Origin of the sequence: Flavobacterium degerlachei, assembly GCF_900106645.1 — a bacterium.
Classification (GTDB): domain Bacteria; phylum Bacteroidota; class Bacteroidia; order Flavobacteriales; family Flavobacteriaceae; genus Flavobacterium; species Flavobacterium degerlachei.
Window position 1 is genome coordinate 1 of record NZ_FNMV01000024.1, and the last position, 12938, is coordinate 12938.

16 protein-coding genes are annotated in these 12938 nt (G+C 30.6%); 12 read left to right on the forward strand and 4 right to left on the reverse strand.

From position 1 onward, the window contains the following. Positions 1-486 precede the first annotated feature (486 nt). The 6 genes from BLV91_RS16455 to BLV91_RS16480 all read left to right on the forward strand — a co-directional run bounded on the left by BLV91_RS16455 (position 487) and on the right by BLV91_RS16480 (position 4664). On the forward strand, positions 487-1545 hold the full coding sequence (locus BLV91_RS16455; protein ID WP_091435280.1) for a replication initiation protein: 1059 nt from the start codon (positions 487-489) through the stop codon (positions 1543-1545). 97 nt (positions 1546-1642) lie between these two features. After that, positions 1643-2041: a hypothetical protein gene (locus tag BLV91_RS16460; RefSeq protein ID WP_091435249.1), complete on the forward strand. Its 399-nt coding sequence runs from the start codon at positions 1643-1645 to the stop codon at positions 2039-2041. A gap of 11 nt (positions 2042-2052) precedes the next feature. Further along, complete coding sequence (locus BLV91_RS16465; protein ID WP_091435251.1) at positions 2053-2319, forward strand: helix-turn-helix domain-containing protein; 267 nt, start codon at positions 2053-2055, stop codon at positions 2317-2319. Further along, a complete protein-coding gene (locus BLV91_RS16470) occupies positions 2303-2545 on the forward strand; it encodes a hypothetical protein (RefSeq protein ID WP_091435253.1) in 243 nt (80 codons plus the stop codon). The genes BLV91_RS16465 and BLV91_RS16470 overlap by 17 nt, the downstream gene beginning before the upstream one ends. A 5-nt stretch (positions 2546-2550) precedes the next feature. Next, positions 2551-3381, forward strand: coding sequence for an Eco47II family restriction endonuclease (locus tag BLV91_RS16475; RefSeq protein ID WP_217636978.1), 831 nt, complete (start codon positions 2551-2553; stop codon positions 3379-3381). A gap of 5 nt (positions 3382-3386) precedes the next feature. After that, positions 3387-4664, forward strand: coding sequence for a DNA cytosine methyltransferase (locus BLV91_RS16480; protein ID WP_091435257.1), 1278 nt, complete (start codon positions 3387-3389; stop codon positions 4662-4664). Between the two features lie 58 nt (positions 4665-4722). Here BLV91_RS16480 and BLV91_RS16485 read toward each other — a convergent pair whose 3' ends face one another. From BLV91_RS16485 to BLV91_RS16500, 4 genes are read right to left on the reverse strand one after another with little or no spacing between them, the layout of a single operon-like run. Next, positions 4723-4965 carry a hypothetical protein gene (locus tag BLV91_RS16485; protein ID WP_091435259.1) on the reverse strand — a complete coding sequence of 81 codons (243 nt, stop codon included), beginning with the start codon at positions 4963-4965 and terminating at the stop codon, positions 4723-4725. A gap of 11 nt (positions 4966-4976) precedes the next feature. Further along, positions 4977-5321, reverse strand: a complete 345-nt coding sequence (locus BLV91_RS16490; protein ID WP_139262362.1) for a hypothetical protein — start codon at positions 5319-5321, stop codon at positions 4977-4979. 5 nt (positions 5322-5326) lie between these two features. Next, positions 5327-5626 carry a hypothetical protein gene (locus BLV91_RS16495; protein ID WP_091435262.1) on the reverse strand — a complete coding sequence of 100 codons (300 nt, stop codon included), beginning with the start codon at positions 5624-5626 and terminating at the stop codon, positions 5327-5329. 53 nt (positions 5627-5679) lie between these two features. Beyond that, on the reverse strand, positions 5680-6426 hold the full coding sequence (locus BLV91_RS16500) for a ParA family protein (protein ID WP_091435264.1): 747 nt from the start codon (positions 6424-6426) through the stop codon (positions 5680-5682). A 172-nt stretch (positions 6427-6598) separates the two neighbouring features. On the opposite strand from BLV91_RS16500, the gene BLV91_RS16505 reads away from it, so the two are divergent. The 6 genes from BLV91_RS16505 (at position 6599) to BLV91_RS16540 (ending at position 12629) form a co-directional block, all read left to right on the forward strand. Next, a complete protein-coding gene (locus BLV91_RS16505; protein ID WP_091435266.1) occupies positions 6599-7222 on the forward strand; it encodes a TolC family protein in 624 nt (207 codons plus the stop codon). 10 nt (positions 7223-7232) lie between these two features. After that, the gene (locus BLV91_RS16510) at positions 7233-7481 is read left to right on the forward strand and encodes a hypothetical protein (protein ID WP_139262364.1); all 249 of its coding nucleotides are present in this window, start codon (positions 7233-7235) and stop codon (positions 7479-7481) included. Between the two features lie 141 nt (positions 7482-7622). Further along, the gene (locus BLV91_RS16515; RefSeq protein ID WP_091435270.1) at positions 7623-9137 is read left to right on the forward strand and encodes a tyrosine-type recombinase/integrase; all 1515 of its coding nucleotides are present in this window, start codon (positions 7623-7625) and stop codon (positions 9135-9137) included. A gap of 188 nt (positions 9138-9325) precedes the next feature. Continuing rightward, positions 9326-9505, forward strand: a complete 180-nt coding sequence (locus tag BLV91_RS16520) for a hypothetical protein (protein WP_091435272.1) — start codon at positions 9326-9328, stop codon at positions 9503-9505. 10 nt (positions 9506-9515) lie between these two features. Next, entirely contained in the window at positions 9516-10805 is a 1290-nt protein-coding gene (locus BLV91_RS16525; protein ID WP_091435273.1) for a metal-dependent hydrolase, read from the forward strand. 1560 nt (positions 10806-12365) lie between these two features. After that, positions 12366-12629, forward strand: a complete 264-nt coding sequence (locus BLV91_RS16540) for a hypothetical protein (protein WP_091435279.1) — start codon at positions 12366-12368, stop codon at positions 12627-12629. Positions 12630-12938 lie beyond the last annotated feature (309 nt).

The window sequence follows — 12938 nt, forward strand, 5'->3', positions numbered from 1 at the left end:
AAAAAAAGGGGTAAAAAAGTAACCTAAATTTTAAGGCTGTTTTCAAACAAAAAAAAAAGCTGTCTTTCGAATGCTCCATGTTTTTAGATGAATATTAACAAAACTTAACTATTTGATAATCAATAGATTACAAAAATCGCCGCGGGGCCCGGTTTTCTCTTTTTTTTAGTACCTTTTTTTTTCTTTTTGGGATTTCATTTTTTTTGGTTTTCCAGCTTCGACCTATATATAAATCCATTAAAAAACCTCTTTTTTTCTCAATTTATGCAAAAAAGTAATTTTCGGGTTCTTTTTGGTACCTTTTTAGCATCCGTTAAGTACTGTATTTACTGGGGTTAACACGTTTTTAAGTTACTTTTTTACCCCCTTAAGTTACTTTTTTACCTCTATATGTTACTTTTTTACCCTTTTTTCAGCTCTTTTGTTACTATATTTTTGTTACATTGCTTTAATAATGTTACATTTGATTTTTTAAAACTCAAAAGTATGAAAGAAATCGTCATCGCGCAAGATAACCGGCTTACTACTTCCAGATATGAATTGACACTTATCGAAAAGCGGATTTTCTACTACATCATTAAAGAAGTTCGCAGCAAATATAACACCGGACAACGTGATTTATTTGATGATTTGATTTTAAATATTAGAGTTTCTGATCTTTGTAAAGAAGTGAACCAGGAGGACAATAAAAAAGAAACCCGGAAAGCGTTGGAAAAATTTAGATCTCGAAATTTCACATATGCAAACGAGGAAGAAGATGATTGGTTAACCTGTGGTTTTATCAACTATGCCCAAATCAAAAAAGGAATTGCAGAAATTCAAGTTTCCCATAAATTAATGCCGTTCCTAGTGGAACTATCAAGCCAATACACTACGTATTCTTTGCACGTGGCAATGTCTTTAAAAAGTAAATGGTCGCAACGTATGTACGAACTTTGCCAAAAATGGCAAGGTACCGACGGCTTTAGAATCTCGGTTGACGAATTACGAAAGTCTTTTATCTTGGAAGAAAAATACAACCGCTACGCACTTTTAAATGAGCGTGTTCTCCAGGTTGCAAAACGAGAATTAAAAGAGCTGTACGATCTCGGCCAATGTGATGTGTATTTTGAATTTACGGAAGAGCGCAACGGTAGAACCGTTGAAATGTTACGTTTCAAACTATTCCGTAAAAATGCCATGAACGTCAAAACTACCAATGATTTACTTTTGGAATTAATTCCACTTTTCCAACAGCTATACGATACAAATACAAAGCCTAAAAATGACGCTTTTATAAAAGAGGTCATTCTGCAGCTGCAGAAATTCCCGAACCTCGTAGAACCACTAAATAAAAGAATCAAAGAAATTTTAGCGGAAGGAATGAAAAGCGACACGCCGAGATACATTCGTTTTATTTTGAATGAAGATATTATTGCATACAATCCAAAAGCCGATAAAACGAAAAAAGCTGCAGCTAAACCAAAAGAACAAAAAGAAGAAGAAGCGCCGGATCCAATGGAGGCGATTTTGAAATTGAGTAAAACAATGACAACAGAGAAATAAATGTGCAATATATTGCACATTTATAAAATTTTATTATATCTTTGACTTAATAATAATTTGATAGCGGGGGCAACGCAATAAATTCTGCACCATCAAAATGAAACCAAATAAAAAAGGACAAGTAGCCAAATTTCATACTCCTTTAACAGACGAAAATCCAAATCAAATTTATGTCGTTTTAGACATCATTGAGGATGAGATCAGACCAAGAGCAGAAATTAAAGCATTAAACACGGGTTTAGCATTCCCTCCCATTAACACTGTTTTATTAAATGACTTAGAAGTTGTTGAAGTTGATACTTCGGATTTAATTGGTCATAACGTCACTATAAACAAATTCGATTATTCACAAGTAACCGGTAAAGTAATATCAGTAAATGAACAAAAAATTTCCCTTAATCTTACTACTGGTATTAATGGTGTAGAGACAAATGTTTGGCTCACCATACAAGATAAAAATGGTACTGAGCATACCGGAAGTCTATTTGTAAATTAATCTTTACTACTATGATCAACGACATAACAACAATAGATTATCAAGTAAAAGATTATCGTTTTAAACTTGGTGATAAGATAAAATTAATCCGTGAACAGAAAGGCTATAGTCAAAAACAATTAGCAGAATTAATGGATATAAATAGAACAACAATTTCAAAAATTGAAAACGGAAAATTTAGTATCACAATAGATTATTTAGTTCGATTCTCAATTTTTCTTGATTATGAATTTAAAGTTATTGAAAAGGAAAAACTTATTTATGGCAATATATATTAGTGAAGAGGAAAAAGCAAGACATCCATATTATACAATAATGGCTTTGAAAAATGATAATTTATTAAATGAATTAAACACCTGGTCCCGTTTAGAATTAATCAAATGGTTGTCCTGGAATGATAAAAATGGAGTTTACAAAGATGAAGATTCTTTAGCTGAATTTGATAATATTCTAAGCAAAGAAGAAGCTATAGAAATAATGGCGAGACAAATTAAAGAAGCATAAATTCAATGAATTTTAAAATAAAACGCTTCATTAAAAGTATATTTGCGAGTATATCAAAAATTTTAAAGAAAAAGCAAAATATGGAAAAACAATATGACTATCAGTTAGACTTTATTGACAGTATGGATTTATTTAATCATGTAAAAGCTACTGTTTTGGGATATAGTTTTAACATGAATTTGAAAAAATTTAATAGTAATCTAATTGATCCTATTAAATTAACTTTCGATTCAATAGTTTATAATCAAGGCATAGAACAGACAATTGAAAATGAAGTTTTAAGACAACTGGATAAAACAAATTCAAATCTAATCGGATATTTTCATCAAAACATTTTTCACTATATAGGCAGTGGATGGACAGTTCCAAAGACTGGTTATGATATAGCTTCTGATGAGCAAAAAATATTTGTTGAAATGAAAAATAAACATAATACTATGAACTCTTCTTCATCTGCTAAAACATTTATGAGAATGCAGAGTACAATAATAAAAGATCCCGAAGCACAATGCTTACTAGTAGAAGTTATAGCTAATCGTAGTCAAAATATCCCTTGGATCATCACTTTAGATGGTCAACGACAATCATCAAATAAACAAATTAGGAGAGTTTCAATTGATAAGTTTTATGAGTTAGTTACTGGTAACAAAAATGCTTTTTCTGAATTATGTAAAGTAATGCCATCGGTAATTAATGATGTTGTATCTAATATTAAAATTTCCGAAAAAGAAAACACTGTGTTTTCAGAATTAAATGAAATTTCCGACGACTTACTATCAAGTATATATCTACTATCATTTGAAAGATATGAGGGATTTTCAAAATTTAAGTTTTAATAAAAATGAAGAATACTTTTAATATTCATGAAGTAAGTAATTTACTTGATGTCTCGATCCCTAAATTATTATTATGGGAGAAAAAAAACAAATTAGTACCCACCGAAAAGGATACTAATGGCATCAATATTTATTTAAAAAATCAATTAGTAGACTTCCCTATTGCTAAAGATGTTTTTGAAAGTAAATGGGATGAAGAAATTAAAATAAAACCTCTAGGCTCTTATAATTCTATCGAATTATTTGCTGGTGCAGGCGGTATGGCATTGGGTTTCGAAAAAGCAGGAATTCATCATGTATTATTAAATGAAATAGATAAATTTAGCTGTAGCACGTTAAGAAAAAACCGCCCGGAATGGAATGTTATTGAAGATGATATAAAGAATCTGGATTTTAAAAAATATGCAAATAAAGTTGAGATAGTTACTGGTGGTTTCCCTTGCCAATCATTTTCAGCTGCTGGTAAAAAACTAGGTTTTGAAGATACTAGAGGTACATTATTCTTTGAATTTGCTAGATGTATAAAGGAAGTTCAACCAAAAATATTTGTAGGTGAAAACGTCAAAGGTTTATTCCATCATGATAAAGGCAGAACATTACAGGTTATTAAGGATACTATTCATGAGTTAGGATACACCCTTATAGAACCACGCGTTCTAAAAGCAATGTATTACAAAGTTCCTCAAAAACGTGAACGTTTATTCCTTATTGGTATTCGTAACGATTTGGCTGAGAAAAACAATGATTTTAAATTTCCAGCCCCTTACAAAAAAGTATTGACTCTAACAGATGCTTTTAAAAAAGGAGACCTATTCGATAATGATGTCCCTGAATCTATCGGTGATATGTATCCCGCTAGAAAAAAAGAAATACTTGACTTCGTGCCACAAGGCGGTTATTGGAAAGATCTACCTGATGATTTGCAAAGAGAGTTCATGCAAAGAAGCTATTTCTTAGGTGGAGGTAAAACTGGGTTAGCACGTAGATTATCCATGACAGCTCCTAGTTTAACTCTTGTCTGCTCTCCTTCAATGAAACAAACAGAAAGATGCCACCCTTTAGAAACAAGACCATTAACCATTCGTGAATCAGCAAGAATTCAAACCTTTCCAGATGAATGGGAATTTGTAGGCCCAAAATCACAAGCTTATAAGCAAATTGGGAATGCTGTACCAGTTAATTTAGCTTGGTCAGTAGCTAGAAGCATTATAGATTATTTGAACAAAATAAATGTGGATAATCGTAAAAACACTAAAACCATCTTACAATCTGAATCTGTATAATTTTATTCATTTGTCAGAATACAAAGCCCTAGACTATCGTCTAGGGCTTCTTTTATTCCTACTCACCAACCTCATTAATCTGGTCAAGTATATTGGTCTGATTTGGGCAAATATAGTTCTTACCCTCGCTTATATTTTCTTTCCTGAAGAGTAAATCTAAAGCAGCATATAATTTCAATAATACATCCCTATCCTCGGGATCCATTACTACAGCTTTATTGAAATCAAAAACATAATTATTTGTGTTTCTAACTTCAATTTTGATCGTTTTAGAAGTTACTTTAAATTTGACTATATCCACAGCTTTATTTTTTAAATTCTTTCAACAGTAAAATCTTGAATTGGCAAATATTCATATTCTATATAGTATTCCGCAAGTATTATATGTATTTCACTACCCGCATGAACAATTATATTTCTAACATATTCATTATTGTTTTTCATCACAATATTTCCTTCAAAAACTTTCTCTAGTATTTTACTATCATCTTTATTTAAAGCAAAAATTCCTTTAAAATTTGTTGTCGACAAAGTATTCTTCCCTTTTGATGAATTATAAAACTCATCATAACCATTAAAAAACAAACCGCTTTTTTTATGTACTATTCTAAAATTTTCTAATGAAACTTCTGGTAATTTTATACCCATTTTATCCATAAAAGCTACTTTTTAGGCATCTCTTTTACTTCACCGTTCTTTTTTTCGTAACGTGAAATATAATCTTCAAAAGCAGTATTTACAATGTCTTTGATTAGAACTCGATCCCAATAAGCTAACGATTTCATTTTCTCCAATAAATCTTCATTTACTATAAAAGTTGCTCTCGTTTCTTTTGTTTTCGTACCAATTTGAGAAGTCTTTGTAATTTCTTTCTTTGCTGCTTTCGGTTCTGCAGCTTGTTCCGGTTGATTGGTATCTCCAAGCAATGAACTTAATCCACCCGAAAAACTTTTCTTTGCCATAACTTATTTTTTAATGTTTACCAAGTAATATATGTTTACTTATATTACTATGTTTACTTTCTTTTTATAATTTCCTTAGATAGAGCCAAATAGTCCTCTGCTCCATTACTTTTAGCGTTATATCTGAATATATCTTGTCCTTGTGCCGGTGCTTCCGCTAAAGCAATATTATCTCTAATCTTGGTTTTAAAAACTTCGCTTTTAAAGTGCTCGTTTATCGTTTCAAAAACATCACGATTTAAAACTTTTCTACCATCATATTGAGTAATAAAAACGCCACCTACTTTCAATCCTTTGTTTAATCTGCTTTTAATTTTTTCCACCACTTCGACCAATTTAGCCAAACCTTGCATCGCTAAAAATTGCGCTTGCAATGGGATTAAAATTTCATCAGCTGCAGTAAATGAATTTATGGTAAGAAGTCCTAAAGATGGTGGACTATCAATAATTATATAATCGTAGTCTTTTCTGATATCGTCTATTAATTCTTTTAAAATATATTCTCTTCCTGGTTCTGAACTCAATTCAATTTCTGCTCCAGATAAATCCAATGTTGAAGGAATCACATCCAATCCTTTTAGAAACGAAACAGGATCTAATTTATATTCGCCTTTCAAAGCTCCATAAATTGTTTTCTCTTGATTAATCAATCCTAAACTTTGACTAAGGTTGGCTTGTGGATCCAAATCTATTAAAAGTACTTTTTTACCTAACTTATTTAAACCTGCTCCAATATTAATTGCGGAAGTTGTTTTTCCAACTCCTCCCTTATGATTACTAATACTTAATACTTTTCCCATTTGGTAGCTTTTTTTCGTTATCACAAATATACTATTTAATGTTTACTTAGTAATACTTGTTTACTGTGATTACTTAATTAAAAAACACTGATGATTGTTTTTTTTATTTTAAGCATTGATTATTAATTATATAAGAGTACTTTTAAATTTGATTATTTAATATTTTGATTAGATGAAACCTCTAAAAATAATTTTATTTAACCTTGTGCTGTTCCAATACAGCACTTTTTGTTTTGGACAAAACAAAAATTCATTCCTTTCAGAGATTGAAAAAAACAAAACCCGGAAGATCGATTCTTTAGTTAGTTTCAATACCGATAAAAATAAACTTCAATACTTAGCCCTTCTACCTTCGGTTAATTACAATTTTTTAGATAATAATTTTAATGTTGGAATATCAATTTCAAACCTTTCTAATTTTTACCAAAACAAACAACGCAACAAAATAGAACTTGAAAAATTAAGGTTTCAACTCATTGAAAAAAAAGAAAACGATCTTCTTAAATTAGAAGAAGAATACGAATTAATCAAAGACACGTACGATATCTTAAAACTAGAAATAGAGAATACCACACTGACTACAGAAATTTTTAATCTTAAAAAAAAGCAGTATGAAAACAACAAGATCACCTTAGAGGATTGGCTAAACGTCCAGAAGAATTATCAAGACAGAAACTTAGTTGTTTTTACCAAACGTAAAAGCCTTATTTCAAAGATGAAACATTACGAAGGAAAAATAAAAAACAACTGTTTTAAAAAAGAAATTGATTACTTATCAATTAATTCCAATCAATAATAGTTTGATTATGAGTTTTTTTACAAAAATACTAGACAACTATTTCAATGCTTTTTTTGACAAAAAAACAATACAAATAATGTGTTGGGATTCTGAAACGGACGGCGATATTAATTTTTGTATAAAACTACAATCATACCCTCCAATTGGAGCATTAATTAATCTGGAAACTAACTCTAAACTTTTTAAAATTGAATCTCTTGAAATTCAAAGTTATAAAGGTTCTTTTTGCATCGCAAAAGGCATTTTTATAGATTAAATTATTTTGTATAAAGAAGTAATTCCGTTCATGTTTCCCTGCGAGCACCAGCCAAACGCAAGCGCCCCGATGGGGTTGGCGGCTGGCACCTGCAGGTAAACATTCTCTACATAGGAAAAACGTTAACCCTCAAATTAAGCTATGCTAGTAAAACAATTCCATTACATAAGCAAAGAAGAATCTCAAACGGTTCTCGAGTCAATCAAATATGTAAAGCACAAAGTAATTGTGCTTTTAATGTTGGATGCAGGATTGCGTATTTCAGAAGCGTGCAGCATTAAATGCAAAAATTTTGATTTTAAAAATCGAAATATCACAATCCAATCAGCGAAAAAAAGAGGCGAAAAACACTTGCGAACTATTCCAATATCAAACCGACTTTATCAGGCAATCGGCGAGTATTTAAAACAGAATGAAATTTCAATTGAAAGTAACTCTTATCTATTCCCTTCCAAAACATCTTCTTTAGGACATATTTCAAGAAAAACGATGTGGGAAGCCATCAACCTTATTAGTAAAAAAACGAATATTCCTGCGCTGCATCCGCATGCCTTACGGCATTCGTTTGCAACACATCATCTTTCTGCAGGTTCTTCATTAGCAGAAATAAAAACGATGCTCGGTCATCAAAATTATAATACTACTTTAATTTATGCCGAAATTCCAACCGAGGAACTTCGGCAGCGTGTGAATGCTGTCACGGCTTCGCCTACAAAATGGTATAAAAAAATCTATTTGTTCCTGGTCCCGAATCCTCGGGAGCAGCTTATAAATATTGATTTTACTGAATCTTATTTTACCGTAGGGAGAAATACCGAATTAACAAACATCAACCAAAACATAAACCGGAACATCAATACTCTAGTAATTGGCTCCATTGGTTCTGGTAAATCACACCTCCTTAAAAACATTACAACAGATAAGAAAGTCCTACGATTGGACGATACAGACAATATCAAAAAATCATTAGCGCAGATTTTACTTTATCTTTTTAAAGAAAAAGAAACCGTTTTGGCGATGCTCTGGAAGGATTTTACAACTGATGAAATCAATAAAAAAATACAACGTGAAAACGTTATTCATCTTTGTGATACTATTATTGCGTCCGTTCCGGCTTTCGAATATTGTTTGATTATTGATGATATTTCATCAATAACACCAACGACGAAGAAAGTAATTGAACGCTTGAAAGATACTTTCGTAATCGTCGCCGGAGCGCGCGAAATCAAAGCGGTAAACACTTCTTTTATTTGGAACTTCGAGAAAATCGAAGTTAAAAATTTGGCGCGCCGCGAAGCGATGATGCTTATTAATCAATTAGCTAATAATTTGGAGGTCCAGGATCGAGAAATGTTTTGGAATCATATTTTCGACCAAACGGTCGGAAATCCGCGCGCCATAACGGAACTGATTAATAGATATCGAAAAGAGCCATTTTTGGACACGCAAACAATTAGAGAAATTCGGCATTCGGGCGCGCTGCCCGAAATCGACATGACGTGGATTGTAATTGTTTCACTCGGTTTGCTCACTTCCCTCCGGTTTTTGTCGCGCGAAATGGACGAACCCGCTTTGCGTTTCATTGGCTCTATAGCCATGATTTTACTGTTTTTGATCCGCCCGATGATGGCCAGTTTCAAGAAAAAATTTATATAGTTTTTTTGTCCAAAATTGGTACAAACTAAAACCCGTCAATATCATTATTTTGTCGGGTGCGCGCCTTTCTGAATATATATATATTACACAATAACATCTGTTTAATGTGTTTTTTATGTTTACTATGTTTATCCTGTTTATTATATTTACTGTGTATATTTATATTACTGAATTTATATATTAATATTATGAAAAAATTATATTTTAAAGTATTGATTATCAGTGTTTTATGTTTATTTGTAGGGAGTTGTAAATCTAAATCAAATACTACTAAAAAGACTAAAATAGAAAGAACTGATACAACAGATGATGTTAGAGATGATCAAATGGATGATTATGAAGAAGAAATGAGGCAACAGAATAATTAATTAGAAGAATATGACAGCACCAAATCATATAACAGGAGGAATTGTTTTTACAGGTCTATTTTGTAGTTTTTTCTCGATTAATATTTTTGCAAATCCTGTGTTTATTTCAGTAACTGTTATCGGTTCTTTATTACCAGATATTGATCATACTAAATCTTGGATAGGAAAATCAGTTTATCCAATTGCTAAATGGTTATCACGAAATTATGGACATCGAACAATTACACATTCCTTATTATTTTTAGTAGGTGTATTTTTAATTAGTTTATTTATTGAAAAGAATTTTAGAGCTAATTATAGTATTTCTATTATTCTATTTTTTTCTATTCTATCACATTTTATTTTTGATATGGTTACTCTTGCAGGTATTCCTTTATTTTATCCGTTTTATAAAAATCCTTGTGTTCTTCCTGCTAATCCTGAAATGAGAATAAGATCCGGTAATATTCGTCAAGAAGGTATTATTCTCTTTATGTTTTGTTTTCTAACTTTCTTTATGCAAGATTTATTTGCGAATGGATTTTGGTCCACAGTAAATAATAATTTCAATGATGTAAAACACCAAATTAAAGAATATCAAAAATCTCCAAATGTTTTAAATATAGATTACGATTATACCATATATCAGAAGGAATACAAAGGAAAAGGAACTTATATACAAGCTTCAGAAAGTGAAATATTTATTTTATCTCAAGGCAAAATTTTAACCTTGAAAAAAGACACTCCTGGATTGAGAATAAAACTTTTAAAAACTTCAAAAACAAAAGATAAAATTCACGAATCAACAGTTGAAATCAATAATTTAAAAGAATCCGAATTAAATAATATTCTGAAAAATAAATTCATAGCTGCAGGAATAATCTATTCTAATTTCGGAACTACATTAGCAAATAATCCTTTAGAAATAAAGAAGAAATTTGAAATTGAAAATAAATATAATTTGGCTTTCATATCGCACATACAAGACACACTTTTAGTAAAAAAAGAAAAGGTAATTGCAGATTTAGAATTGAAGCTTAAAACCGAAGAAAATCAACTTATAAACGATAATAAAAACTATTACTTAGAATTAGCCGAATTACAAGAAGAAAAAAACAAACTAAATTCAGATTTACCAAACTATGAACTGAATGAAGTTAAAAAGAAAATCATTGAATTAGAAAAACAAATTGAGAATTATAAGCCTAAAACAAATTTGATGATCTCTGAATATAAAAGACTTTTGGAAACAATTAAAAACAACCATATTGTAAATAATACTTATTCCGGGAATATAACTTATATAGAAATTCGAAAATAAAATTATCTCTATTTTTAGCAGCAGAAACACCATGTTTTTAAGACGATATGTCCCGCTATCCGCTATATCTTTGCTTTTTTCAAAAAAAGCAAAGGATACCGCTTCTATCGGGGCTAATAATCACAATCTTTATTTTTTAATAACATTTTAAAAAAAATTACTTTTGTTGTTTATTTTTCTTTTTCGTGAAAATTTTACTTAATGGAATTTTTGGTAATACTTTTTCAAAAAAATCAGCCATAAGAGGAATCCTGTCTTTTTCTACAAAATTTAGAACGATCGTCATTAGAAAAATGAATACTAAAATAAATATTAGAGATAGTAATAATGAGTTCATAATATAGTGATTTATGAGTTTAAAGTTCGTTTTAAAAAAATGTAACAATGTTTTGTTTTTTTTTGTTTTAAATTTTCATTTGCAAGATATTTATAGCCTTCAAAATAAAAAAGGACACAAAAAATCGTGTTTTCAAAATCTTGTTTTTTATAACTTTTCCAAAGGACAGAAGATTATTTTAAATACGTTGTGACATGAAATTATTGACAATATTATTTAAAGTCATTTTATAAAGTGCTGCAAAAAAAGCAGCACCTTATAAAAACCAAAAGCGGTAGCAAGCACACAATTTTTTGAGCGTTGGGGAAAAAGCTCCCCAACACAACAATAAAATTGTAAGCTTGTTTTTTTTAGTGTTTTTCTAGAGTGGCTTAGAACGAAAGTGCAACATCCAAAATTATTTCAAGCCACACTAGAAAAATAAAAGTAAGCGGTAGCAAGGACATTACATTTTCCTGCGAAAATGCAGTAAAATGCAATAACCTTGTTTTTTAGTAACTCCCTCCGGTCGTTAATCCGTTTCCACAAGAACATTTATTTCTACGATGAAAATCCCAAAGGAACATTCTAACAACGAAAGTTGGAAAAAGGATATTATCTGCTATCATTAGCACAATAGGAAGCGCGCCCCAACCCTATCTACGCCACAAAAAGAGCAATAAAGCGGTTTACGATTTTACATTTAAAAAGAATGTAGGTAAACCGCTTTATTGCTCGTGGCTGTGAGGCGCGCCGTAGTTTATGTTCCGTCGCAGGCAATTTTTTATACTGCCAGTAAGTTTGGTATAAATAGGATTACTTTCGTTGGCAGTATAAAAAATAAGCGCCGGACGCCCCGTTGCATTAACAGGACTAAACAATATTTATTATATAAAATTTGGTTTTGTTCAGTCCTGTTAATGCCCTCGGCTAGTGCTTTTGTTTTGAGATAAATACCTTTTTCTTAAACCGAATTACATCCGAAAAGCGACCAAAAGAAGCCGAAGGAAATCTACATAATTCAAACAAAACAGACCGCTTCGCTATTTTAAAAAAATCTCCACCCTATCGGGTAGTATTTTTTTAAAATTCTGTTTTTTATTGAATTATTCCGTTAATTTTTTGGCTTTCTTTTTTTCCCTTTTTTCTTTTGAAAAAAATTTGTTTAAAAAAGGAATCGAACATATTTTACAATAATCAAATAATACCCTTTTTACTATCTTTAACCCTTTAAACTTATTTTTATGACAACAAATGAAGATTTAATCAAGAAGTACAAAATGAAAGCTTCATCCAAAAAAATAACCTTTGTCACAACAAAGGATATTTCAAAAAAGATAATTGCAACATTAGTAACACATCCAAACAGCTACGAAAACATCTGGAGCGGTTGGGATAATTTTGATACAGAAATTACGATTGACTTAAATTACACAGCCAATCTTGATAATTTCCTAACTATCCATGATATTAGAACTGTTTTCACAGAAAATTTTTCGAGTTTTTAAAACATAATTATAATCCAATTGGAAAAAGAAACCAAAAACCCCTATAAATGTTACCGAAATCATCAAAAAAGCAGAAAATAATTAGATGATCCTATATTTTAAAAAAAACAGAATTCAGAAGATGTTGAAAGACAAAGCGTTACAAAAACCAATCATAAAAAAGTACTTGTTAAAATAAAAAATCAGAACAAACATAGTAAAATCAAGGCTTCACAAAAAAAGGGGTAAAAAAGTAACCTAAATTTTAAGGCTGTTTTCAAACAAAAAAAAAAGCTGTCTTTCGAATGCTCCATGTTTTTAGATGAATAT

Excerpts from the sequence above, each read along its gene's own strand:
- BLV91_RS16470 (WP_091435253.1), top strand. The coding sequence starts at position 2,303 with ATGGCAATATATATTAGTGAAGAGGAAAAAGCAAGACATCCATATTAT.
- BLV91_RS16525 (WP_091435273.1), top strand. The coding sequence starts at position 9,516 with ATGACAGCACCAAATCATATAACAGGAGGAATTGTTTTTACAGGTCTA.
- BLV91_RS16460 (WP_091435249.1), top strand. The coding sequence starts at position 1,643 with ATGAAACCAAATAAAAAAGGACAAGTAGCCAAATTTCATACTCCTTTA.
- BLV91_RS16500 (WP_091435264.1), bottom strand. The coding sequence starts at position 6,426 with ATGGGAAAAGTATTAAGTATTAGTAATCATAAGGGAGGAGTTGGAAAA.
- BLV91_RS16495 (WP_091435262.1), bottom strand. The coding sequence starts at position 5,626 with ATGGCAAAGAAAAGTTTTTCGGGTGGATTAAGTTCATTGCTTGGAGAT.
- BLV91_RS16515 (WP_091435270.1), top strand. The coding sequence starts at position 7,623 with ATGCTAGTAAAACAATTCCATTACATAAGCAAAGAAGAATCTCAAACG.
- BLV91_RS16540 (WP_091435279.1), top strand. The coding sequence starts at position 12,366 with ATGACAACAAATGAAGATTTAATCAAGAAGTACAAAATGAAAGCTTCA.
- BLV91_RS16505 (WP_091435266.1), top strand. The coding sequence starts at position 6,599 with ATGAAACCTCTAAAAATAATTTTATTTAACCTTGTGCTGTTCCAATAC.
- BLV91_RS16455 (WP_091435280.1), top strand. The coding sequence starts at position 487 with ATGAAAGAAATCGTCATCGCGCAAGATAACCGGCTTACTACTTCCAGA.
- BLV91_RS16520 (WP_091435272.1), top strand. The coding sequence starts at position 9,326 with ATGAAAAAATTATATTTTAAAGTATTGATTATCAGTGTTTTATGTTTA.
- BLV91_RS16475 (WP_217636978.1), top strand. The coding sequence starts at position 2,551 with ATGAATTTTAAAATAAAACGCTTCATTAAAAGTATATTTGCGAGTATA.
- BLV91_RS16490 (WP_139262362.1), bottom strand. The coding sequence starts at position 5,321 with ATGGATAAAATGGGTATAAAATTACCAGAAGTTTCATTAGAAAATTTT.
- BLV91_RS16465 (WP_091435251.1), top strand. The coding sequence starts at position 2,053 with ATGATCAACGACATAACAACAATAGATTATCAAGTAAAAGATTATCGT.
- BLV91_RS16510 (WP_139262364.1), top strand. The coding sequence starts at position 7,233 with ATGAGTTTTTTTACAAAAATACTAGACAACTATTTCAATGCTTTTTTT.
- BLV91_RS16480 (WP_091435257.1), top strand. The coding sequence starts at position 3,387 with ATGAAGAATACTTTTAATATTCATGAAGTAAGTAATTTACTTGATGTC.